Annotated in this window: 21 protein-coding genes; 7 read left to right on the top strand and 14 right to left on the bottom strand. The window is 58.3% G+C overall.

The genetic code is table 11. The features are described from left to right. Window positions 1-57 precede the first annotated feature (57 nt). Window positions 58-2,247, top strand: coding sequence for an OsmC domain/YcaO domain-containing protein (locus ACMG4M_RS00975; protein WP_414430542.1), 2,190 nt, complete (start codon window positions 58-60; stop codon window positions 2,245-2,247). Window positions 2,248-2,349: 102 nt separating this feature from the next. Here the strand turns inward: ACMG4M_RS00975 and ACMG4M_RS00970 are convergent, their stop codons facing one another. The 10 genes from ACMG4M_RS00970 to ACMG4M_RS00925 all read right to left on the bottom strand — a co-directional run bounded on the left by ACMG4M_RS00970 (window position 2,350) and on the right by ACMG4M_RS00925 (window position 12,144). Further along, window positions 2,350-3,303 (bottom strand): NAD(P)-dependent alcohol dehydrogenase, encoded by a 954-nt coding sequence (locus tag ACMG4M_RS00970; RefSeq protein ID WP_035245719.1) that lies wholly within the window; start codon window positions 3,301-3,303, stop codon window positions 2,350-2,352. Between the two features lie 178 nt (window positions 3,304-3,481). Further along, the gene (gene arfB / locus ACMG4M_RS00965; RefSeq protein ID WP_035245718.1) at window positions 3,482-3,898 is read right to left on the bottom strand and encodes an alternative ribosome rescue aminoacyl-tRNA hydrolase ArfB; all 417 of its coding nucleotides are present in this window, start codon (window positions 3,896-3,898) and stop codon (window positions 3,482-3,484) included. 131 nt (window positions 3,899-4,029) lie between these two features. After that, the gene (locus ACMG4M_RS00960; protein ID WP_052042499.1) at window positions 4,030-5,382 is read right to left on the bottom strand and encodes an SPFH domain-containing protein; all 1,353 of its coding nucleotides are present in this window, start codon (window positions 5,380-5,382) and stop codon (window positions 4,030-4,032) included. Window positions 5,383-5,589: 207 nt separating this feature from the next. Next, window positions 5,590-6,783, bottom strand: coding sequence for a DUF445 domain-containing protein (locus tag ACMG4M_RS00955; protein WP_289622860.1), 1,194 nt, complete (start codon window positions 6,781-6,783; stop codon window positions 5,590-5,592). Window positions 6,784-6,849: 66 nt separating this feature from the next. Beyond that, entirely contained in the window at window positions 6,850-7,509 is a 660-nt protein-coding gene (locus tag ACMG4M_RS00950) for a hypothetical protein (protein WP_272974658.1), read from the bottom strand. Window positions 7,510-7,666: 157 nt separating this feature from the next. Continuing rightward, the gene (locus ACMG4M_RS00945) at window positions 7,667-9,538 is read right to left on the bottom strand and encodes an MFS transporter (RefSeq protein ID WP_414430541.1); all 1,872 of its coding nucleotides are present in this window, start codon (window positions 9,536-9,538) and stop codon (window positions 7,667-7,669) included. Window positions 9,539-9,668: 130 nt separating this feature from the next. Next, window positions 9,669-10,265, bottom strand: coding sequence for a TetR/AcrR family transcriptional regulator (locus ACMG4M_RS00940; protein WP_297767636.1), 597 nt, complete (start codon window positions 10,263-10,265; stop codon window positions 9,669-9,671). A gap of 81 nt (window positions 10,266-10,346) precedes the next feature. Further along, entirely contained in the window at window positions 10,347-11,045 is a 699-nt protein-coding gene (locus ACMG4M_RS00935; RefSeq protein ID WP_297767639.1) for a PspA/IM30 family protein, read from the bottom strand. A gap of 80 nt (window positions 11,046-11,125) precedes the next feature. After that, window positions 11,126-11,398, bottom strand: a complete 273-nt coding sequence (locus ACMG4M_RS00930; protein WP_414430540.1) for a YiaA/YiaB family inner membrane protein — start codon at window positions 11,396-11,398, stop codon at window positions 11,126-11,128. 131 nt (window positions 11,399-11,529) lie between these two features. Beyond that, complete coding sequence (locus ACMG4M_RS00925) at window positions 11,530-12,144, bottom strand: acyltransferase (protein ID WP_414430539.1); 615 nt, start codon at window positions 12,142-12,144, stop codon at window positions 11,530-11,532. Between the two features lie 172 nt (window positions 12,145-12,316). On the opposite strand from ACMG4M_RS00925, the gene ACMG4M_RS00920 reads away from it, so the two are divergent. Further along, the gene (locus ACMG4M_RS00920; protein WP_414430538.1) at window positions 12,317-13,036 is read left to right on the top strand and encodes a DUF4197 domain-containing protein; all 720 of its coding nucleotides are present in this window, start codon (window positions 12,317-12,319) and stop codon (window positions 13,034-13,036) included. A gap of 52 nt (window positions 13,037-13,088) precedes the next feature. Here the strand turns inward: ACMG4M_RS00920 and ACMG4M_RS00915 are convergent, their stop codons facing one another. The 3 genes from ACMG4M_RS00915 to ACMG4M_RS00905 all read right to left on the bottom strand — a co-directional run bounded on the left by ACMG4M_RS00915 (window position 13,089) and on the right by ACMG4M_RS00905 (window position 15,452). Next, the gene (locus ACMG4M_RS00915; protein WP_414430537.1) at window positions 13,089-13,820 is read right to left on the bottom strand and encodes a glutamine amidotransferase; all 732 of its coding nucleotides are present in this window, start codon (window positions 13,818-13,820) and stop codon (window positions 13,089-13,091) included. 377 nt (window positions 13,821-14,197) lie between these two features. After that, window positions 14,198-14,761: a DNA-3-methyladenine glycosylase I gene (locus tag ACMG4M_RS00910; RefSeq protein WP_297767651.1), complete on the bottom strand. Its 564-nt coding sequence runs from the start codon at window positions 14,759-14,761 to the stop codon at window positions 14,198-14,200. Further along, window positions 14,730-15,452 (bottom strand): helix-turn-helix transcriptional regulator, encoded by a 723-nt coding sequence (locus ACMG4M_RS00905; protein WP_414430536.1) that lies wholly within the window; start codon window positions 15,450-15,452, stop codon window positions 14,730-14,732. Before ACMG4M_RS00905 ends, ACMG4M_RS00910 begins: the two co-directional genes overlap by 32 nt. A 196-nt stretch (window positions 15,453-15,648) precedes the next feature. Between ACMG4M_RS00905 and glyQ the strand changes: the two genes are divergently transcribed. The 5 genes from glyQ (at window position 15,649) to ACMG4M_RS00880 (ending at window position 20,660) form a co-directional block, all read left to right on the top strand. Continuing rightward, window positions 15,649-16,641, top strand: a complete 993-nt coding sequence (glyQ, locus tag ACMG4M_RS00900; RefSeq protein WP_035245707.1) for a glycine--tRNA ligase subunit alpha — start codon at window positions 15,649-15,651, stop codon at window positions 16,639-16,641. Further along, a complete protein-coding gene (gene glyS / locus ACMG4M_RS00895) occupies window positions 16,641-18,713 on the top strand; it encodes a glycine--tRNA ligase subunit beta (RefSeq protein ID WP_414430535.1) in 2,073 nt (690 codons plus the stop codon). The genes glyQ and glyS overlap by 1 nt, the downstream gene beginning before the upstream one ends. A 205-nt stretch (window positions 18,714-18,918) precedes the next feature. Beyond that, window positions 18,919-19,461 carry a D-glycero-beta-D-manno-heptose 1,7-bisphosphate 7-phosphatase gene (gene gmhB, locus ACMG4M_RS00890; protein ID WP_035246251.1) on the top strand — a complete coding sequence of 181 codons (543 nt, stop codon included), beginning with the start codon at window positions 18,919-18,921 and terminating at the stop codon, window positions 19,459-19,461. A gap of 2 nt (window positions 19,462-19,463) precedes the next feature. Further along, entirely contained in the window at window positions 19,464-20,192 is a 729-nt protein-coding gene (locus tag ACMG4M_RS00885) for a lysophospholipid acyltransferase family protein (RefSeq protein WP_035245702.1), read from the top strand. Between the two features lie 108 nt (window positions 20,193-20,300). Beyond that, on the top strand, window positions 20,301-20,660 hold the full coding sequence (locus tag ACMG4M_RS00880; protein ID WP_035245701.1) for an H-NS family nucleoid-associated regulatory protein: 360 nt from the start codon (window positions 20,301-20,303) through the stop codon (window positions 20,658-20,660). 633 nt (window positions 20,661-21,293) lie between these two features. Here the strand turns inward: ACMG4M_RS00880 and gyrB are convergent. Then, on the bottom strand, window positions 21,294-23,711 hold the full coding sequence (gyrB, locus tag ACMG4M_RS00875; RefSeq protein WP_035245697.1) for a DNA topoisomerase (ATP-hydrolyzing) subunit B: 2,418 nt from the start codon (window positions 23,709-23,711) through the stop codon (window positions 21,294-21,296). Window positions 23,712-23,716: the final 5 nt, after the last annotated feature.

The following is a 23,716-nucleotide window of genomic DNA, read 5'->3' as shown; positions in this document are numbered from 1 at the left end:
TAAAAGCTGGATAATGGCGCCCCTAGCTCACCATTTCTTAACTCCGGTAGCCCCGCCATGGAAATCAACGTCAACTTCCTCGATAACCTTCGACTGGAAGCCAAGTTCGACGACTTCACCGTCATCACCGACCAGCCCATCCGCTACAAGGGTGATGGCTCGGCGCCCAGCCCGTTTGACTATTTCCTGGCGTCGTCGGCCATGTGCGCGGCCTATTTCGTGAAGGTGTACTGCAAGGCGCGGGATATCCCTACGGACAATATCCGCCTGTCGCAGAACAACATCGTCGACCCGGAGAACCGCTATAACCAGATTTTCCGCATTCAGGTGGAACTGCCGGAGGATATTTCCGACAAGGACCGGCAGGGCATTCTGCGCTCCATTGACCGCTGCACGGTGAAGAAGGTGATCCAGACCGGGCCGGAATTCCAGATCGAGGAAGTGGACAACCTGGACGAGGACGCCCAGGCGCTGCTGATGGTGACGCCGGATGAAGCGCACCGCACCTTTATCGAGGGCAAGGACCTGCCGCTGGAGCAGACCATCGCCAACATGAGCGCCATCCTCGAAGAACTGGGGATGAAGATCGAGATCGCCTCCTGGCGCAATATCGTCCCCCATGTGTGGTCCTTGCATATCCGCGATGCGGCCTCGCCCATGTGCTTTACCAACGGCAAGGGCGCCACCAAGGAAGCGGCGCTGTGCTCGGCGCTGGGCGAGTTTATCGAGCGGCTCAACTGCAACTTCTTCTACAACGACCAGTTCTTCGGTGAGGAGATCGCCAACAGCGACTTCGTCCACTATCCCGACGAGAAGTGGTTCAAGCCCGGCCCCAACGATGCGCTACCGACAGAGATCCTGGATGACTACTGCCTGGGTATCTACAACCCGGAGGGGGAGCTGGGTGGCTCCAACCTGATTGATACCAACTCCGGTCGGGTGGACCGTGGCATCTGCTCGCTGCCCTTCACACGCCACTCCGATGGTGAGACGGTGTACTTCCCCTCCAACCTGATCGAAAACCTGTTCCTCAGTAACGGCATGAGCGCGGGCAACACCCTGGCCGAAGCCCAGGTGCAGTGCCTGTCGGAAATCTTCGAGCGGGCGGTGAAGAAGCACATCATCGAGGAAGAAATCACCCTGCCGGATGTTCCTGATGCCGTGCTCGCCAAGTACCCGGCGATTGTGGAAGGCATCCAGGCACTGGAAGAACAGGGCTTCCCGGTGCTGGTGAAGGATGCCTCCCTGGGCGGCCAGTTCCCGGTGATGTGCGTGACCCTGATGAACCCGCGCACTGGTGGGGTGTTTGCCTCCTTCGGCGCCCACCCGAGTTTTGAAGTGGCGCTGGAGCGCAGCCTCACCGAGCTGCTGCAGGGCCGCAGTTTCGAAGGTCTCAACGACGTGCCACCGCCCACCTTCAACAGCCAGGAAGTCACCGAACCCAACAATTTCGTGGAGCACTTTATTGATTCCACCGGGGTGGTGAGCTGGCGCTTCTTCAGCGCCACGGCGGATGAAGATTTCTGCGAATGGGATTTTTCCGGCAGCAATGAGGAAGAAGCTGCGCGACTTTTCGCCATTCTCGACGATCTGGAAAAAGAAGCCTACGTGGCGGTGTACGACCAGCTGGGTGCATCGGCCTGCCGGATTCTGGTGCCGGACTTTTCCGAGGTCTACCCGGTGGAAGACCTGATCTGGGACAACACCAATATGGCGCTGGATTACCGGGAAGACATTCTCAACCTGCACCGCCTCAGCGACGACCAGCTCAGCCAGCTGACTGAGCGCCTGGAAGAAAGCCAGATCGACAACTACACCGACATCATTACCCTGATCGGTATCGAGTTCGACGAGAACACCGTGTGGGGCCAGCTCACCGTGCTGGAGCTGAAGCTGCTGATCAACCTGGCGCTACAGCGCCATGAAGAAGCCCTGGAACTGGTGGATATGTTCCTGCAGTTCAACGACAACACGGTAGTGCGCGGGCTGTTCTACCAGGCCCTGCGCGCGGTGCTGGAGATCACTCTGGATGACGAGCTTGAGCTGGATTATTATCTGGTTAACTTCCAGCGTATGTTTGGTAAGGAGACCATGGAAGCGGTGGTGGGCTCAGTGAATGGCACGGTGCGTTTCCACGGCCTTACCCCCACCAACATGCAGCTTGAAGGACTGGAGAAGCACCAGCGTCTTATTGAAAGCTACAAGAAACTGCACGCTGCGAGGGCGGCCAAGGCGGGGCTAGCGTAACCAGCCCCCCAATACCTATTACTGTAGGAGCTATGCTTGCATGGCGAACAAGCTTGCGGAAGGGTTCGCCATGCAAGCATAGCCCCTACGGATGATTCACTCTCAGGCCATCACCTCAATCACCACCTTGCCCCGACAGCGACCCGTGCGGCTGCGATCATAGGCTTGCTGGCTCTGCGCCAGAGGAAAAACGCTGTCGATGATGGGGCGCAGTTTGCCGCTTTCCACCAGCTCCGAGAGGGTGTCCAGATCCCGTGTCCAGGATTCCACCACCACGGTGCCGCAGTGCTTTCCGAACACCCGGTAGAACGGTGTGATCAGCATGGAGCGGGTGTCACCGCCGGTGGAGATGAACCAGCCATCTTCAGCGATCAGGGCATCACAGGTGCGCGGGGATTCGTAGGAGGTCACGTCGAAGACCAGATCGAAGGAACCGGCGGTGTTCCGGTAGTCACCCTGGGTGTAATCGATGATCTCGTCGGCACCCAGTTCGCGAGCGAAGTCAGCATTGCGGCCACTACAGACCCCGGTAACGTGCAAACCCATTGCCTTGGCAATCTGCACGGCAAAGGTACCGACCCCCCCGGAAGCGCCGATGATCAATACGCTTTTGCCGGCTTCCGCCTTGCCCTTACGCAGTCCCTGTAACGCCGTCTGTGCCGCCAACGGCATGGAAGCTGCCTGCTGGAACGTTAGCGACGGCGGCTTTTTGGCAATGCGCTTCTGGTCGATGCGCGTCAGTTCCGCCAGAGACGCGGTGCGCGGGCGCATATCCATGCCGTAAACCGCATCGCCGATCTCGAAGTCCCGCACCTTGCTGCCCTTGTCGATAATCACGCCGGCCAGATCGTCACCGAAGAAGGGCGGCAGCTTGTTAACCAGCAGGGGGGTAAACGCCACGGCCGCATGGTAGTTCAACTTCCAGTCCTTGGGGTTCACGGACGCCCCATGCACCTGCACCAGCACATCATTGGCTCCCAGGCGGGTGGGCGCAGAGATGGTGTTCAGGACCAATTCGGCAGACAGGCCCCAGCCTGATGTGGTGATCGCTTTCATGGATACGGCTCCGTGGTGAAATCAGCGAATTCAAGCTTAACAAAGGAGGGCGTGAAGGGAGCGGTCAGATAGCGCCAAGGAAGCGGCGGTTTGTGTCAATACAACGGCAAGCCAAGCATACGCTGCAATGCCGGTAACTACTTCAGGTATGAGAATGGGCTGAGCCGCGACGCAGCTTTCAGCCCGGATCCACCTTGCCGCGCAGGGATTTGGTTCTGCCGCGTTTGGTTTTGCTGTCCATGCGCCGTCGCTTGCTGCCCAGGGTGGGGCGGGTGGCCTTACGGCTTTTCTGTTCCACCGTCACGCTCTTGATCAACTGGGCCAACCGGGCCAGGGCATTTTCCTTGTTCATTTCCTGAGTGCGAAACTGCTGTGCTTTTATCACCACCACGCCATCGCTGGTGATGCGCTGATCACTGAGGGCTAGCAGGCGTTCCTTGTAGCGTTCCGGCAGGGAGGAGGCGCGAATATCGAAGCGCAGATGAATTGCGGAGGCGACCTTGTTCACATTCTGGCCGCCGCTGCCCTGGGCGCGGATTGCCTGAAGGTCGATTTCCTGTTCCGCCAGGGACAGGTTGGGAGTGATTTGCAGCATGAGGGGTACTGTAGCGGCTTCGGGGAAAGAGGAGCAAGTGACGCCGCTGCATGAACGACCTCTCAAGGTGTGAACCCGAGTGCCGATGAGGAACGCCTGCAGCGTATTCGATACTGCTGCAGGCGTTTGCTTTAATTCTTCACATCACGGTCATAGTTGAGCCGCTTGGCCGCATCCAGGGTCAGCAACTGCATGAAGGCCTTGGTTTCGGAATCCGAGCCGGTAGGCGTATTACCGTCACCACCGCCAAAGACATACTGCGGCACCTTGCGCTGGGCGAAGGCTTCAGCCCAGATTTTCTGGATTTCGATTTCCGCATCCAGCTTCTGCGCCAGGGCGTTATCCGCCTGCAGCACCGCTTTCTTCTGGTAGGCTTCTGCATCGGCCAGGGTACGACGGGTTTCCGCTTCGATGCGCGCTTTTTCCAGGTTGACCTGGGCGGTCTGTTTGTCGATTTCCGCCTGTTCCTGTTTTTTCTGCGCTTCGGTAATGGCCAGCTGTTTCTCGGTCTCCGCTTCCGTGGTGCGCTGGATCTGGTCCACCTTGGCCTTGGCCTGACGCTCCGCCACTTCCCGCTCACCCCGGGCGATGGCCAGCAACCGCTGCTCTTCTTCCTGCACCCGTTGCTCGCGGGCAATAGCACGGTCGGCTGAGGCTTTCTGCTTGAGTTGCATACGCTCTACAAAACGCTGGTTCGGGTCCATCTGGGTGATACGGGCTTCCACTACTGAAACCCCGTAATCGATAAACCTCTGGGATTTGCGCCGCGGAATACCGGTATCATCGAGCATCTTTCGCACCACAAACACCACTTTGGAGTCGTCGCCGTAATCTTTCTGTTGGGTGCCCAAGGCGACATTGGCGCTGCCTTTGACTTCGTTGACCCGTTTTTCGCTGATCTCTTCGCGACGAACAATATAGATGCCATTGATCATCTGGTTTTCGAACTCGGTGTTGAACTCGGTACGACCACCGGAGTAATACTCTTCAGCGCTCATCAACGACGCATTGGCCTGCAAGGTTTCCTTGAAAGCCGGAATCAGTGCCGTACGCAGCAAGTTTTCCGGGTTGCGGTATTCATGAGCCAGTTGCAGGAAGCTGTCCTTGTCGGTGGGGATGGTAAAACGCACGGTAGCCTGTGCATCAGCGTCAACCTGATCAAGGAACATGATGTTCTGGGGTGGCAGTGCGGCTGACGTTTCAGAACTTTCTACTTCCACATAGGCAAGATCTTCCGTGCCGCCCTTTACCGCCTGAACGGTCAGCGCGCGCTTCCAGGAATTCCAGCGACCGAAGAAAAAGAACTGGTAACCCACATCGGACACCACCTGTTCCTGACCGGTGATGGTGCGCACGTGATATACATAGCCAGGCTCGGCATAGAAGATGGATTTGTTCGCCACAAACACCAGTACCAGCACAGCGATGACCGTGCCAACCAATCCCGGCAAGGGTAATACACCCTTGAGCTTGTCCTTGAGCATGATTTTCCCCCAGAGAGTCAATGTGAAAGGGGAATATTTTAGTGAGCATTCCGGGAAAGAATAGTGGGCAATGTCTTACATTTGCGATCTTGCGGATAGAAGGGGAAAGCGTGACAGGGCGGGGAACAAGAGTCTGATGAGCGAGGGATCAGTTGCGAAAACCCTGACGTGCCGGCTTGTCGCAACTGGTACCTCGTTACTCGCGATTCACCCCACCGGCACCGCAAAGTGAATCATCGCATGCACCTGCAGCTCACCAACAAGGAAGCCGAGTAACGCCCCCACGGTAATCAGAATCCATTCATCCTGCTGGAAGGCCGGCCTGAGTAATCCCTCGAATTCCTCTTCGGTAAGCTCCTGCATTTTTTCTACCATTAGGTTCTTCAGGTCCATGGCTTCTTCGGCATAGGCTTCCATGTGGGTGAGCGTTTCCGGCAGGTGCTGCATCACCTTCTCGGACACGGAGCGCTTCATTTCCTGGTACCGGGTGCTGCCCACGGCGAACACCACCAGCGGCTTGGCCAGACCGGCCTGTTCATCCATGGTGCGCTGCACCTGTTTCTGGACCAGGCCGAACAACCGGTCGGACATGGGGCCAGTCAGGATGGCGCCGATCACCGCCGCCGGAGTAACGATCTCCGTGGCCACCAATTCCCCATAACGAGCCGCCACCTGTTTGCGGCGGCGCAGAAACAGGCCCTGCCATTCGAACAGTCCCAGATAACGCACCGGCTGTTTCGGGTTGAAGATCATCTTCAGCGCCAGCCAGTCGGTAAACCAGCCGGTGAACAGACCAAACAACGGAATCACCCAGATGTTATGGGTAAAGGCCCAGACGATGGCCTGAACAATACCGATGGCAAAACCGAAATAGATGCCGGAGTTACGAATGAACTTGAATTCCACATGACCGGCTTCCAGAAACACCCGGTTAAGCAGTTCCTTGTCGCGCACCAGCGCGCTGGTGACCAGATCCTTGAGATCGAACACCCGGGTAATGTTGCTTTTGATATCCGTCATGATCTGCTCGACCATGTGCGGCGCTTCATTCTGGATACGCTGGATCAGCAGGTTCTTCACGGATTCCGGGGCGGACTCCCATAGCCCTGGCTGGTACTCGGCAGCGACCTCGCGGGTAATGTCTTCCACCGCGCGAATCAGCGGATCGCGAATCTCGGCAGCCACCCGCTGGGGGTCCAACTTATCGAACACATCTTCAGGTTTGAGTAAGCGCTCCATCATCAGATCGCAGGCCACGCTCGCCATGGTGGCGGCCTTGCGCGGTACGATACCCTGCCAGCCCAGAAAGGGTCGCCAGCCCACAAACTTCAGTGGTTTGAACATCATTTTGATGGCCACCACCTTGGTGTAATAACCAATGGCAGCGGCCACAAACGGCATCGCCAGATAGAGCAGCCAGTTGGCCTGAAGGTCCGCCAGAATCAGATTGGGATCGGTAATCACAGGCTACTCCTCACTCACTGCGGCTTCGCTCAACAACGCCCACACCTTGCTGCCCACCGGGCTGATGTGGAGAGTTTCACGGCGCACTTTCAATTTCGGGGAGTGCGCCTTCAGCGCCGCTTCCGCGTTGCGATAATCGCTGTCGCCTTCCAGCAGTTCGTAATCGGTGCGCCGCTCCTCGCTGAACCCGGATGCCACCACCAGGCCGCGGGCAAAAAGACGACTAAGATAAAAGGCGATGAAATCCGTGCATTGGATACCGGCAGCCCGACCGATGTTGGAATGTCGGTGCAACACTTCCCCGCGTGACAGACGACCGCCGGTGAACAGCGTCAGCATGGGAAAACCACTGCCATCGGACAGGGCGGCCAGCAAGCGGGCTTCATCGGCCGTGGTGCCGGCCAGAACCTGGCTGATCAGCATGGCGCGAGCCTGCTCCTGGCTCTGCTCCATGGACACTTCCAGCAACTGCTGAAAACTGTCGGCCGCGCCCCCCAGACTGCCGGGCGGTTCCAACCCTTCCAGGCGATGTTTCAGCCCCTGCAGGACATCCTGTTCCACTTGATGGAGGCGTTCATCGGCACGCTGCACCGGTGGTAACTGATACAACAAATGCTGTATTCGCGCCCGCAGGGCGGCGGGCGAGAGTGGGGAATCAGACACGGTTGTTTCCTGTTCTTATTGTGGTTTCGGGTCTTGCTGGCTTACCGATGTTTCCCGATATCGCCGAAAATAAACAAAGACCGCTTTATTATTGAGTGTGCTCGGTTTTCATTTTAGTGCAAGTTACTGTCCGTATGTTTTACGCAACGCCATGGATTCACGGCCGTTCGCGTAAAGTCATGACGCGTTCGCGCAGATCATCCGCACGTACCTGTTCCGGTGCCACCGCGTCCCCCACCGCCAGTTTGATCCGCGACCAGAAGCGGCGCGGCAGCCGGGTGAGGGCCTTGCCTCCCTTGTGGCTGAAAAAACTGCCCCACAGACCGGACAGGGCCATGGGGATCACCGGCACTGGATAATCGGCGACAATCTTTTCAATCCCGGCGCGAAATTCGGCCACCTCGCCGTCGTCGGTGAGCTTGCCTTCCGGGAAGATGCACACCACTTCGCCTGCCTCCAGCTCCTCACGGATGCGCACGAACGCACGCTCATAAATCACCGGATTGCGGATTTTGGAATCGATGGGGATGGTCTTGCCGGTACGGAAAATATAGTTGAGCAGTGGCATGTCATAGATGGGCTTGAACATGACAAAGCGCACCGGACGACGGATTGCCCCGGCCAAAAGCAGGGCATCCACATAGCTCACATGGTTGCACACCAGCATGCAGGGCCCTTCGTCGGGAATATGCTCCATGCCATGGTGTTTCACCCGGTACATGGTGTGGGTCAGCATCCACACCAGCAGGCGAATGAGAAATTCCGGCACCACCGTATAGATGTAGCTGGCCACCAGCACATTGGCCAACGCCAGCGCCAGGAAGAACTGCGGCACGGTCAGTTCCAGCACACCCACCAGCACGATGCCGGCCACTGCCGACCCCACCATCAACAGGGCATTGAGAATGTTGTTGGCGGCGATGATTCGCGACAGGTGCTTGGGATTGCTGCGGTGCTGGATAAAGGCGAACAGCGGCACAATATAAAAGCCGCCAAACACACCGATGCCAAGCAAGTCCATCAGTACCCGGTAGCCCCCGGCCTGTTGCAGAAAGCCGGCGATATCTACCTGGCCATTGCCTTGCAGCCCGGCATAGGAAAAGAACAGATCCACCCCGAACACGCTCAAGCCGATGGAACCCAGCGGCACCAGCCCCAGCTCTACCCGTTTGCCGGACAGCTTTTCACAGAGAAAAGAGCCCAGCCCGATGCCGATGGAAAAGGTGCCAAGCAGCACGGCGTAGAGACCGTCGGTACCCAGCAGGTAGTCGTCCACGTAGACCTTGAGCTGGGTGGTATAGGCGGCGCCGAGAAACCAGAACCAGGAGATCCCCAGCACGCACATCCAGACAGATTTCACCTCCCGGGCATAGCCAACGATATGCCAGGTTTCCTTCCACAGGTTCCAGTTTATTTTCAGGCCATCGTCCGCCGCCGGTGCCGAGGGAATGCCACGTGCGGCCAGGTAGCCAAGCAAGGCCAGCCCCACCACCGTGATCGCCACCACACCATCACCCACGCCATCCATCTTCAACAACACCCCGGAAATGGAGCCCAGCAGAATGGCCAGGAAGGTGCCCATTTCCACCAGCGCATTACCGGATACCAGTTCCTTGTCATCCAGCTGCTGGGGAATGATGGAGTATTTGATAGGCCCGAAGAAGGTGGACTGCAGGCCCATACAAAACAGGACGCCAAGCAGGAAATACACCGCGTCGAAAAAGAAGCCCACCGCGGCGGCGGACATGATGCAGACTTCCACGAACTTGATCTTGCGGACCAGAGACGCCTTGTCGTATTTATCCGCCACCTGACCCGCTAGCGCGGAGAACAGGAAGAAGGGCAGGATAAACAGGGCCAGAGCGACATTATTAAGGGTGTTGACGCTGACGGCGGTGACCGCCCCGGAAGCAATCAACAGTATCAGGGCCTGGCGAAACACGTTGTCGTTGAACGCTCCGAGAAACTGGGTAAAGAAGAAAGGCCCGAAGCGGCGTGACGCCAGCAGAGAGAACAACCCTTTTTTCATTTTGTCGCCTTTTCATTCTTATTTCAGGAGAAACGGCAAGCCGCCTGAAGACTGATCGTTGCGCGCTGAAAATCCGGGCGCGGCTGTTGTGTTAACAATTACCAGTAGCTGTGATTCGCATTGTCGCTTGTTACTTTCCCGGCCAGCTATTCAGATAATGCTCCAGCAATGAATCCAGCATGGCCTGTTCATCCACATCCCCGGCCACATCCAGTTTGTTTTCCGCCGCCAGTACGGCAATACCGTGGACGCTGCTCCACAGCGTCCGCGCAGCCAGGTGAATCGCCGGGCCGGATTGGCCGTCGGCCAGTCGGGCCACTTGTTGCTCCACCTGGGCAAACAACCGGGCGGTGCGCTGCAGATACCAGTCCGGTACCGGCGCCGCCTTCTGCATGCGATGCATGAAGACCATCTGCCACAGGGCGGTCTGCTCCCGGGCAAGATCCAGGTAAGCGCTGGCCATGTGGTGCAGGGCCTGCTGCGGGGAGACGGTTTTGCCGGTTTCCATATCCGCCAGCAGGGCATCCAACGTGGCCGCGTTGGCATGCAGAATCAGGTCATCAAGATTGGCGAAAACGTGATACAGCATACCCGGGGTATAACGGATGCGCTCTGCCACCTTGCGCACACTGAGTTTCGCCAGCCCCTGTTCCGCCACCAGTTCGCGCACCGCATGAACGGCCAGCGCCTGCAGTTCCTCGCGGCTGTGTTGGTTACGACGTGCCACCGGTATTCCTTATTGCTGATGCCATTTTCCGCATGGACCTTGTGGGAGCGATCGCTCGACCCATCCCACAGATGATCTGATTCAGGACGGTTGCAACCTGGCCAGAATCACCCGCGCCCGCTCGGCCTGACTGTCACCGATGCCGGCATCGGCCATGCGCCTGTCCAGACTGTCGATCTGACCATCGCCTGTCTGCCAGTCACAGTGAATCTCACTGTGCCACAACAGACGGCATTCTTCCTGCCGTTGTTGGATTTGCTGCAGCGTCTGCTTGCTGTCGCTGAGCCGTTCGGCAAGACCGCGCCCCTGAGCATCCCGATTCTGACTCTGCCCGAACAGCGCTTCCTGGGTTCTGGCCAGGGACTGTTCGTGGCGCAGGGTTTTCAACTGGTCTGCCGCTTGCTGGATGAAGCGCTGGTATTCCGCTTCCTGCTGGTTGAGGGCAATGCCCTGTTGTTCCAGGCGCGCCTGCTGCTGTTCCAAGTCCGCCAGCCGTTTACCGATATCCAGAGCCAGCGCTTCCTCGCTGGCGGCCAGAGCCTGGCGGGCACCATCTTCGTAGTAGCCTATCTGACCAAGCAACTCGTCGCTGCGGCGGCGGTTAAGTTTTTGCTCAGCCATCAACCGCGCCAGCTGTCGGCGGGCATCACGCAGGGACTGTTCCGTTTCATAGAGCTGCTGATCGAGCAACAGCATGTCGTTGGCATTGACGATCTGTTCCATGCTGACACGGGCCTGGCCGCGCATCAGGGTTTTCAGTTTGTTCCAGGCGGTCGCCATGATGATTCTCCAGAGTTTGGTCGTTATCCAGGGGCCTGACAAAACCTTGGGGGTTGTCCCAGGCCGGCGTCAGGCGTTCTTCACTCCGTGTATTCCTTGAGCAGGCGCTCGGTCTTCGCCTCGCTGATGCGGTTGATCAGTCGCCGGGCTTCGTGGTCGTCGCGCAGGGTCTTGGCCAGGGTGATGGTGGAGCCCACCACGAACATGATGCCCATCACCAGGTAGCCCTTGATCCACAGGTCCGTGGGCAACCAGACGATACCCATAATCATCAGGCCCAGGCTGATGCCGAAGGCCGCTTTCACGTAGAACAACCAGCCGCCGGAATGACGTTGAATCGCGCTCTCGTCCATGGGGTTTCCCTCTCGGTTTGTGTTGTTGTTTGTTTAACGATGTTTAATAAACAACATTGCTAAACATCGTTCAACAAAGAGGGTGTTACCGATTATGTGGCGGGGTGTTCAATAGGGGGAAGCGCGATAAATCAGATACCACCCGGGCGGCGGCCTACCGGGCGAGCCGGGTTGCCGGCGACAATGGTCCAGGGTTCCACGTCCCGGGTGACCACGGCCCCCATGCCGACCACCGCATGATCGCCAATGGTGACCCCATCGACGATGCCGGCCCTGGCCCCGATCCACACATCCCGACCGATTCGGATCCCCTTCGAGGTCACCGGCTGCTCGCGGACCAGTCGGTTCGCGTCCAGTCCGTGGTTAAACGCATAGAGGGTGCAGTAAGCGGCAATGCGGCTGTCGTCGCCGATCTGGATGCCCGCGGCACCGCCATCCAGGGTCACATGATGGTTGAGGCTGACCCGTTCGCCCAGGCGGATCGGGCCATGAATGACGCAATCTGCAGCGATCTGGCAGCCATCAGCCACGATAATGTCGCGACCAGGCTCAGCCAACAGTACCGCCTGGGGTGCCACAAAACAGTCCTGCCCGAAACGAACGGTTTCCAGCGCCATCAGGCTTTGCTGGATATCCCGCTGCCAGGGCTCTGCCCAGGCACGGTGCTTCGCTTTCAGGCGACCGTACAGCCAGGGCATGTAGGCCAGGCGTTTTTTATGTTGTTCGCGGTAGTCGTCTTCGGTCATTCCCTCGTCACTCCCTGCGTAGGAGCGGCGCTTGAGCCGCGAATCGTACTTGGGAAGGCCTTCTCGCAAGCAGATTCGCGGCTCAAGCGCCGCTCCTACAATTAACAATATGAGTTTAGCAGCCAGCCCGGAATGCAGTAGCATTGGCCGCACATCATAAGGAGAACACGGTATGAAACAGCTTCGGGTTCTGGCGGGGTTACTGATAGTAAGCATGGTGAGCGGCTGCAAGACCATGGAAGCCGCCATGCCCTGGGTGGACATGGGCAACCAGATGGCCAAGAACGCCGGCTACGACACCGACTCGAAACTGGCCGCCGGCATCAAGGAAGCCCTGATCACCGGCACCGACCGGGCCAGCACCCAGCTCTCCCAGACCGGGGCATTCAATCTGAAGCTGCCCGCGGCCGCCCAGCCAGTTGCCGATACCCTGCGCCAGTTCGGTTTCGGCAGCTATGTGGATAAGGTGGAAACGGCCATGAACCGTGGCGCGGAGCAGGCGGTGGCGGAAGCGGCACCGGTGTTCAAGCAGGCCATCACCAGCATGAGCGTCAATGATGCCCTGGGAATTATCCGTGGCGGCGATACCGCGGCCACCGCCTATTTTCGGGGTGAGACCGAAAGCAGCCTGCGCCAGCGCTACCAGCCGATTGTGGAAGACAACCTGAAAAAGACCGGCTTCTACGACCAGTATAAGAGCCTGCTTGCGGTGTACGATAAGTTACCACTCACTAACAAGCCCAGTATGAACCTGGAAAGCTACGTCATCGACAACAGCATGGACGAACTCTACACCCGCATCGGCGAACAGGAATCCCTGATCCGCCAGAACCCCATGCAACAGGGCAGTGCGCTGATCGGTGCGGTGTTTGGTTCAGGCAAGGGCGGGTAAAAAGCGGGGGGCGGCCGTAGGAACGTCGCTACGCTCCTACGCCATAGGTTGGTTACGCCACCTGCGCTGCCGTGAGCAGGGCAAAGCGATTCAGGATGGTGCGGGCATCATCGCATTCGCGCACTTCCGGCAGGTGACTATCCACTTGTTGCTGGGTGAGTCCCTCACCACGCAAGGCCTGCAGGTAGGCGCGCATCACATCGGCGCTGAATTCCGGATGAAACTGCACCCCCCAGACCTGCTCTCCATAGCGGAAGGCCTGGCAGGCATCGTGGCCGTTGCTGGCCAGGACCATGGCGCCGGGGGGCGGAGTCAGTACTGACTGACGATGCACCACTTGTGCCCACGGATGTCCGGCGATGGCGCCTAACAGGGCATCCTGTCGTCCGGCACCGGTCAACCGCAGGGCAATCGTGCCCACTTCCAGACCCATGGGGTTATCCGCCACTTCGCCACCCAGGGCGTGAGCCAACAGCTGGTGGCCAAAACACAGCCCCAGGACCGGCACTTGCACCGCCTCGTGAACCAGGGTGTATAACCAGCGCATCAACGTCCGCATCCATGGCGCCTGATCGGTGACCATGGCGTGGGAACCGGCAATGACCACGCCCGCCAGCTCGCCCAGGGCAGGAAACGGCCCCCCCTGTTCCGCATCAATGACCATGACATCGGTGACCGACCCCAGTCCTCGGTGTATCCAGGCCTCGAAGTCACCGTAGTGGGCGCTGATCTGCGGGAAGGTGCTGCCGGTCTTGATGATGGCAATGGGTTTGCTCTGATTCATGGCCTGTCCACCGTACTGTCCTTGTCTGGTTTTCCTTATACAGAGCAAGGGCTGTACCAACTTTTCAGGCGCGATAACCAGCGTCTTGAACACCGCCACACTTTCTACGACGCCCCTGTAGGAGCTCCTCTTGAGGGGCGAACCACGCGTCAGCGTGGAAATCGCCCGCAGGGCGATCAGGAATATCAGAACAAGGCAGGCTCCATTGCCGACCCGCCTTGCCATATTGCCTCGCTACGCTCGGTTCGCCCCTCAAGAGGAGTTATTCGCTTCGCTCACCCTTCGGGCCGCACGGAACTACGTGCGTTACTCCGCTACGCTACGTTCCTACAGGGGCTTCGATACAGGCTATCACGCCGCGTCACGGCTGGAGGGCGCTATCGGAGATCCCGATGCCGCGGGCAGGTGGTGAGGTGATCGTTGACCATGCCGGTAGCCTGCATGAAGGCATAGACGATAGTAGGGCCGACAAATTTGAAGCCGCGTTTTTTCAGCGCCTTGCTCATGGCTTCAGCCACCGGGGTAACGGCGGGTACCTCCTTGAGGGTGTGGAAATGATTGATCTGCGGGCTACCATCGACAAAGTCCCAGAGGAAATCGCTCAAGGTCAGGCCCTCGTCGCGCAGGGCCAGATAGGACCGGGCGTTGCCGATGGTGGCAGCCACTTTCAGACGGTTGCGGATAATCCCCGCATCCTGGAGCAGGGCGGCTACCTTGCGGTCGTCATAGCGAACGATCTTTTCCGCGTCGAAACCGTCGAATACCTTACGATAGTGCTCACGCTTGCGCAGCACGGTAATCCAGCTCAGGCCGGCCTGGGCACCTTCCAGGTTCAGGCATTCGAACAGGGCCCGATCATCGTATTCGGGAACCCCCCATTCATGGTCGTGGTAGTGCTGGTAGAGCGGGTCATCCCCGCACCAGGGACAGCGGTCGTTCATCACTTTTCTCTTCCGTTGTTGCACAGTCAAAAGACGCTTGGTAATCGGCCAGGGTCTGGCCCGCACGTACCGGGTAGCTGTCTTCCAGGGTCTGCAGGATAACGATGCGATCCACCCGAAAATGGCGGAAGGCGCCGCGCAGTTCACACAAGCCCGCCAGGGTCCAGCAGTGGCCCCAGAAGTATAGTCCCAGAGGCCAGATCACTCGCCGGCTATGTTGATCCTGCAGATCCCGGTAATGCAGGCGTACCTTGGCCCGTTCGGCGATGGCCTGCTGCAACGGATCGAGCATGGCGCCCAGCATGCGCCGCTCCGGTAGCGGCGGGGCGCTCACCGGTGGCGTCATGGCGCGTAACTGGGCCGGCACCGCCATGGCCAGCTTTTCCTGTACCGCCCGCAGGGCTTGCGCCTGGCGCCGGCCCGCCCAGCCCTGCGCCATGGCCAGGCCGGTAAGCAAGGCCTGCCATTCTTCCACGCTAAACATTAACGGCGGCAGCTGATAGCCCTCCAGCAACGCATAGCCTTTACCCGCCTGGGAATAGATGGGCACGCTACTGGCAGAAAGGTGATCAATATCCCGATAGATAGTCCGTTCCGATACCGCCAATCGCTGCGCCAATGTCTGGGCGGTAGTCCACTGGCTGGCACCGATAATCTGCACGATCTGAAACAAGCGTTCCGCGCGTCGCATGCTCTTTCCCTGTTATCGCACTGGTTATGCCACTCTGGCCATCGACATTACCCGAGCCGGCCTGGTGCGTCATTCTACCGGTTCACTCCTGACACCCTGCTGTCAGTAGTCGTCCGGCCAGCGGTATCACCGGCCCGGTCGGCCCGGTATACTTGGCGCCTTTCGCGGCAATCGAACTCGAACAACAGGATTCAGCATGGCGGAACAACCGCAGACGGATATTTTGACCTTCCAGGGCCTGATTCTGGCCCTGCAACAGTACTGGGCCGAACAGGGGTGCGTGGTCGTACAACCCTTGGATATGGAAGTGGGCGCGGGTACCTTTCACCCCTCCACCTTCCTGCGCGCCATCGGCCCGGAAAACTGGAACAGTGCCTACGTGCAGCCTTCCCGCCGGCCCACCGATGGCCGCTACGGGGAAAACCCCAATCGGCTGCAGCACTATTACCAGTTCCAAGTGGTACTGAAACCGTCCCCGGACAATATTCAGGAGCTGTATCTGGGTTCCCTGCGGATGCTGGGTTTTGATCCGCTGGTCCACGATATCCGCTTCGTGGAAGACAACTGGGAATCACCCACTCTGGGTGCCTGGGGTCTGGGTTGGGAAGTGTGGCTCAACGGTATGGAAGTCACCCAGTTCACCTACTTCCAGCAGGTGGGCGGCATCGACTGCTACCCGGTCACCGGCGAGATCACCTATGGTCTGGAACGTCTGGCCATGTATATCCAAGGCGTGGATTCGGTCTACGACCTGGTCTGGTCCGACGGCCCGTTCGGCAAGGTCACCTACGGTGACGTGTTCCTGCAGAACGAAATCGAGATGTCCACGTTCAACTTCGAACACGCCAACGTGGATGAACTGTTCAAGCAGTTCGACCTGTTCGAGGGCGAATCCACCAAACTGATCGAGGCCGGCCTGCCGTTGCCCGCCTATGAGTATGTGCTGAAAGCCTCCCATACCTTCAACCTGCTGGATGCCCGCAAGGCCATCTCCGTCACCGAACGTCAGCGCTTTATTCTGCGTGTGCGCACCTTGGCCCGGGCCGTTGCCCAGGCCTATTTCGACAAGCGTCGTTCGCTTGGCTTCCCCATGGCGGATGCCAGCATCCGCGAGGAAGTGGAGACGGAATTGAAAAAGCAGGATGAAAAGGCCGCAAAGCAGGCCGCCAAAAAGAAGGGGAAGCAATAATGTCCCGGGATTTGCTGATTGAACTGGGCACCGAAGAACTGCCCCCCAAGGCGCTGCCCACTCTGAGTGCGGCGCTGACGGAAGAATTTGTCCGCCAACTGGATGAAGCCGGCCTCAACCATGGTGAGGTAGAAAGCTTTGCCGCCCCGCGCCGTCTGGCCGTGCTGGTGCGTGGCCTGGATGACAAGCAGGCGGATCGGGATATCGAACGCCAGGGCCCTGCCGTTCAGGCTGCCTTCGACAAGGACGGTAACCCCACCAAGGCGGCGCAAGGGTTTGCGTCCTCTCTGGGATTGACCGTGGACCAGCTGGGTCGTCAGGACACCGGCAAAGGGGAGCGCCTGGTGGCGCAGATCACCGAAAAGGGCAAACCCGCCGCCGAGCTGATTCCCGATTTCTTTGCCCAGGCAGTACAGAAGCTGCCGATTCCCAAGCGCATGCGCTGGGGCAAACGCAAGGTACAGTTCGTGCGTCCGGCCCACTGGCTGGTGGCCCTGTTCGGTGATGACGTGGTGCCCTTCGAGCTGCTGGATCTGCAGGCCGGCCGCACCAGTTACGGCCACCGTTTCCATGCCCCCGGCGCCATCGAGCTGGCTACTGCCAGCGAGTATGCCGAGCGCATGGAAAAAGACGGTCATGTGATTGCCGACTTCGCTCGCCGCAAGGCGATGATTGAAGAACAGGCCATCGCCGCCGGTAAGGAAGCCGGCGGTACCGCGCAGATCGACCCGGACCTGCTCGACGAAGTCACCGCCCTGGTGGAATGGCCTCTGGCCCTGATGGGCAGCTTCGATGAAGACTTCCTGCGTGTTCCCCAGGAAGCCCTGATCAGCGCCATGGAAGAGCACCAGAAATATTTCTCGGTACTGGATGCCAACGGCAAGCTGATGCCCCTTTTCATCACTATCAGCAATATCCAGTCCAAGGATCCTCAACAGGTGATCCATGGCAACGAGAAGGTAATTCGTCCCCGTCTGGCGGATGCGGCCTTCTTTTACGACAACGACTGCAAGAAAACCCTGGCCCAGCATGGCAAGGGTCTGGCCAATGTGGTGTTCCAGCAACAGCTGGGCACCGTGGCAGACAAGTGCGCACGGATTGGCGCACTGGCAGCCATTATCGCCGAACAGATCGGTGGCGATGCCGAGCAGGCAACGCTGGCCGGCGAGCTGAGCAAAGCTGACCTGAACAGCGAGATGGTCGGTGAGTTCGACACCATGCAGGGCATCATGGGTTTCTATCTGGCGCGTCAGGAAGGTCAGCCGGAAGAGGTGGCCCAGGCCCTCTACGAGCAGTACCTGCCACGCTTCGCCGGCGACAAGCTGCCGCAGAGCAAGACCGGTATGGCCGTGTCTCTGGCCGACAAGATCGACACCCTGGTGGGCATCTTCGGCATCGGCCAGAAGCCCAGCGGTACCAAGGACCCCTACGCCCTGCGTCGGGCTACCCTGGGTGTGTTGCGTATCATCATCGAAAACCAGCTGGATCTGGACCTGCAGCATCTGCTGGAGAAAGCCGGTGACCAGCTTGAGCTGCGCATCAACCGCGCCGAGGCTGCCGAGGCGTTCGAGTTTATCAAGGGTCGCTACCGGGCTATCTACCAGGAGCAGGGCATTGCCACCCCGGTGATCCTGTCGGTGCTGGCTATCGACGATGCCTGCCGCAAACCGCTGGATTTCGATCGCCGGGTGAAAGCAGTCGCCGCCTTCCAGCCACGGGAAGAAGCCCAGGCCCTGGCCGCTGCCAACAAGCGGGTGTCCAATATCCTCGCCAAGCTGGACCAGGCACCGCCGGAGGAAATCGACGGCGCCCTGCTGGAAGACGAGGCCGAGCAGACCCTCACCAATCTGGTGGTGGCCAGCTACGAGCAGTCCGAACCGTTGCTGGAAAAAGGCGACTATCAGGGCGTACTGGAAATGCTCGCCGAACTTCGTGAGCCGGTGGACGCCTTCTTCGACACCGTCATGGTGATGGCGGAAGACGAAGCCGTGCGCAACAACCGTCTGGCACTGTTGGCGTTCCTGCGCGACCTGTTCCTGAATGTGGCGGATATCAGTCTGCTGCAGGAATAAATTGGCGCTTGCACGCAAGCACGCAAAAACACAGGGCCGCTTTCCAGCGGCCTTTGTGATTTGAACGCGAAGCGAAACCCGCTGTAGGAGCTATGCTTGCATGGCGAAAGGCTTTCCCGTTTTCCGCTAGCGTGCTGGTAACCTGTAACCCTTTCGCCATGCGAGCATGGCTCCTACGGACATGATTGGTATTGGGCAAGAATCCATGAACAAACTCATCATCCTCGACCGTGACGGTGTCATCAACGAAGACTCCGACGCCTATATCAAGACCCTGGACGAGTGGATTCCATTACCGGGCAGCATTGACGCCATCGCCCGTCTCAGCCGGGCAGGCTATACCGTGGTGGTGGCTACCAACCAGTCCGGTATTGCCCGGGGCTACTTTGATGTGGCAACACTGGATGCCATGCATGAACGGATGGGCGAACTGGTCCGTGCAGCGGGCGGCGAGATGGGCAAGGTGTTTTATTGCCCCCACGGGCCGGACGATGGTTGCGACTGCCGCAAGCCCGCTCCCGGCCTGATCGACCAGATTGTTACCGAGTATGGCGATGTCACCGGCGCACCCCTGATTGGTGATAGCCTACGAGACCTGGAAGCCGGGGTAGCCCGTGGTTGCCAACCTGTACTGGTATTAACCGGAAAGGGAGCAAAGACACAGGACAAGGGCTTGCCGACTGCGCTGGGCCATGTCGATGTATACGACTCCCTGGCGGATTTTACGGATCATATTTTGAAGGATTAGGCATGACCCAGCACACGCATTATTCGCTGCCCATCAAAATCCGCAGCGTTCTGTTTTTTGTGCTGTATAACCTGGCCGGCATTATCCACAGTGTTTTCTGCGTACTGATTGGCCCCTTCCTTCCCTACCGCCGCCGCTATAATTTCGTCAATCTGTGGACCGGCTTTGCCATGTGGTTGCTGCAACGGCTTAACGGCGTACGCATTCAAGTGGAAGGACGTGAGAACCTGCCTGCCGGGGCTTTCGTGGTTCTCGCCAATCACCAGAGCAGTTTCGAAACCTTTTATATGCAACTGCTGATCAGACCACAGGCCACCGTGCTCAAACGCGAGTTGCTGTGGCTCCCGTTCTTCGGCTGGGGTCTGGCCCTGCTCAAACCGATTACCATCAATCGTAGCAATGGCAGTGCCGCACTAAAATCCGTACTGCAGCAAGGCAAGCAACGGCTGCACGATGGTATCCCCGTGGTGATTTATCCGGAGGGCACTCGCCAGGCACCAGGCACCTTGGGAAAGTTCAATCATGGTGGCTCCATGCTGGCCTGTCAGGCTGGCGTCCCGGTTGTGGCCATCAGCCATAACAGTGGCAATTGCTGGCCAGCGCGTTCCTGGATGCGTTTACCCGGTACGATTACCCTGCGCATCAGTCCACCAATTGACAGTGACGGCAAAAAGGCAAAACAAATTACCGAAGAAGCCAATAACTGGATTCGCCAGCATTACCCTCAATAATTTTAAAATCGTTTTTTATTGTCCACCTGCCACGAGTTTAATTGCCTTTCCCCGGTAAAATAACTAGAGTTTGTGCCGCTGTTAATCATCGATAACAAGGGCTACTCAATGAGCATTAATCTTGATGAACTTTCCGTTGATGAACTGGAAAAACTGATCAAGCAAGCGGAAACCGCACTGGACAAGAAGCGCAAGGCAGAGCTGAAGAATGCTCAGGCGGTACTTGAGAAAATGGCCAAGGATCTGGGCGTCTCTCCGGAAGCATTGCTGAAGGATACCGCCGGCAATAAGAAAGCCACCCGCAAGAAAGCCGCCAAGAAGAAAACCGGTGTGCGTCGTCCGGCCAAGGTGAAATACCGCGATCCGAACGATAGTAGCAACACCTGGACCGGCCGCGGCAAACGTCCGTTGTGGCTGCAAGGCGCACTGGAGAAGGGCGCCAAGCTGGAAGATTTCGCGGTCGAGTAAGCGACAACGTTTATGCACCACGCGACAAAAAAGCGAACCGTCAGGGTTCGCTTTTTTTATGCGCTTATTACCCCCTTAGCGCCGCTGGTAACCAGTTATGCGGCAATGTGCCTTCCTGCCCAACCGATGGCTTGAGCCCCTTACAAGCCGGAATCAATACCGTCACCATTGCCAATAGCAGCAAGCCAGCGATACCGGTCAAAGGTAACTGCCGTAACAGGTGTATCCCGACACTCCGCTTTTCCCTGCGGCGCTGCCGGCCGCGGTAATCCCTTTCCTTTTTCACCATGCGACTCCTTGAATCCCTAATCACCAGAGAGGTTTTACGGGTCCTCGCATTGCCGCCACATAGCAGCGGATAGTCCGGGCAAAAGAGTCCGGATAATTCACAACATCCTTGTACGGCTACCAGGGCACTGACCCTCATGAACGCCCTTTCAGCTGGTACTGTGTCAGCCACATTTACAAAATACACGTACATAGTTACAATTTGAATATTGTTCAAATCAGCTTTTACGATTGCTGGCAACGCCGGGAATAACGGAACAGGAACGGGAAGAAGGGGAAGAGAGGAGGGCAGCAACAAAAAAGGGGCCAAACGGCCCCTTTTTTTGCGATCAAAACGACTCGTTATCAGACATCCAGATTGGAGACCTGCAGCGCATTGGACTCGATAAACTTCCGACGCGGATCCACATCGTCACCCATCAGGCAGGTAAAGATCTGGTCTGCGGCGATGGCGTCCTCGATGGTGACCTGCAGCATACGCCGGCTTTCCGGGTCCATGGTGGTTTCCCACAGCTGCTCCGCGTTCATTTCCCCCAGCCCCTTGTAGCGCTGGAAGCTGGTGCCGCGGCGGGCCTGAATCATCAGCCACTCCAGGGCGTCGGCAAAGTGGCGGATCGGGCGCTGGGTTTCGCCACGCTGGATATAGGCATCAGCGGCCAGCAAGCCTTCCAGGGTTTCCCCCAGAGCCTTGATCTTCTGATAATCCGGCGACTGCAGGAAATCCAGGGTTACGCGATACTCGCGGGGTACACCGTGAGCAAGCACTTGCACACGTGGCAGGTACAAGCCACGTTCCTCGTCTCGAGCGGCGGTGATGGTAAAGGTCTGGGTGGCATCGGTAATGGCGTCTACCCGTTTGCCCAGCACCTGGCACCAGTCTTCCATGCCCGCCTGGTCCTTCAAACCTTCTTCGCTGACCGAAGGCATATAGATCATCTGCTCCAGCACTTCCTTGGGGAACACCCGGGACTGGCGATCGACAATCTTCATGACGTTGCGATATTCGGCAATCAGGTTGGCCAGAGGCTCCCCGCTGATTGGCGGCGCATCGTCACCCGGATACAGGGCGGTTTTTTCCAGAGCCAGGGTGGTCAGGTACTCCTCCATGGCCGGATCATCCTTCAGATAAGTCTCCTGCTTGCCTTTCTTCACCTTGTAGAGCGGCGGCTGGGCAATATAGATATAGCCCCGCTCGATCAGCTCGGGCATCTGGCGGAAGAAGAACGTCAACAGCAGGGTACGGATGTGGGAACCATCCACGTCAGCATCCGTCATGATGATGATGCGGTGATAGCGGAGCTTTTCCACATTGTATTCGTCGCGGCCGATGCCACAGCCAAGAGCGGTGATCAGGGTGCCCACTTCCTGGGAAGAAAGCATCTTGTCGAAACGCGCCTTTTCCACATTGAGGATCTTGCCCTTCAACGGCAGGATCGCTTGATTCTTGCGGTCACGGCCCTGTTTGGCAGAGCCCCCCGCAGAATCACCCTCCACAATATAGAGTTCGGAGAGGGCAGGGTCTTTCTGCTGGCAGTCCGCCAGTTTGCCGGGCAGGCCGGCAATATCCAGGGCACCCTTACGACGGGTCATTTCCCGCGCCTTGCGCGCCGCATCCCGGGCGCGAGCAGCATCAATGATCTTCGAGGAAATGGCCCTGGCTTCCTGAGGATTTTCCAGCAGATAATCCTGGAACAGCTCACCCATGGTCTGCTCGACCGCACTTTTCACTTCGGACGAGACCAGCTTGTCTTTGGTCTGGCTGGAGAATTTGGGATCCGGCACCTTCACGGAAATCACCGCGGTGAGGCCTTCACGGGCGTCATCACCGGTAGGGTTGGCCTTTTCCTTCTTGAGCAGCCCTTCCTTCTCCATGTAGCTATTCAGGGTACGGGTGAGAGCCGCGCGGAAACCCGCCAAGTGAGTACCACCATCCCGCTGGGGAATGTTATTGGTAAAGCAGAACAGGTTCTCCTGGTAGGAATCGTTCCACTGCATGGCCACTTCCACAGCAATGCCATCTTCTTCCCGGTCGAACTGGAAGTGGAACACCTGGTTCAGGGGCGTCTTGTTTTGGTTCAAGTAGCTGACGAAGGCACTCAAACCGCCGTCATACTCGAACACATCCTCTTCGCCATTGCGCTCATCCAGCAGGTGGATACGCACCCCGGAGTTCAGGAAGCTCAGTTCCCGCAGGCGCTTGGCCAGAATGTCATAGTGAAACTTGATATTGGTAAACGTTTCCGGAGAAGGGCGGAAGTGAATGGCCGTCCCGCTGCTGTCGGTATTGCCTACCACTTCCAGAGGCATAGCCGGTACACCGTGGCGGTAGAGCTGCTCGTGGACCTGGCCATTACGACGAATGGTCAGCTTCAGCTCTTCGGAGAGGGCATTCACTACGGAAACGCCCACACCATGCAGGCCGCCGGACACCTTGTAGCTGTTGTCGTCAAATTTACCACCGGCATGGAGCACGGTCATGATCACTTCGGCGGCGGACATGCCTTCTTCTTCATGCATATCCACGGGAATACCCCGGCCATCGTCCTGGACGGACACGGATTCATCCGGGTGGATAACCACCTTGATCTCGGAACAGTGACCAGCCAACGCCTCGTCGATGGAGTTATCCACCACCTCGAAGACCATATGGTGCAGGCCAGTGCCATCATCCGTATCCCCGATGTACATGCCAGGGCGCTTGCGAACGGCGTCCAACCCTTTCAGCACCTTGATGCTGGATGAATCGTAATTTTTCTCCGCCATGGTAT

The sequence above is a fragment of the Alcanivorax sp. IL3 genome, assembly GCF_047495465.1.
GTDB classification, from domain to species: Bacteria; Pseudomonadota; Gammaproteobacteria; order Pseudomonadales; family Alcanivoracaceae; genus Alcanivorax; species Alcanivorax jadensis.
The sequence above is the reverse complement of the archived record's forward strand: the minus strand, read 5'-3'. Positions and strand labels throughout refer to the sequence as shown.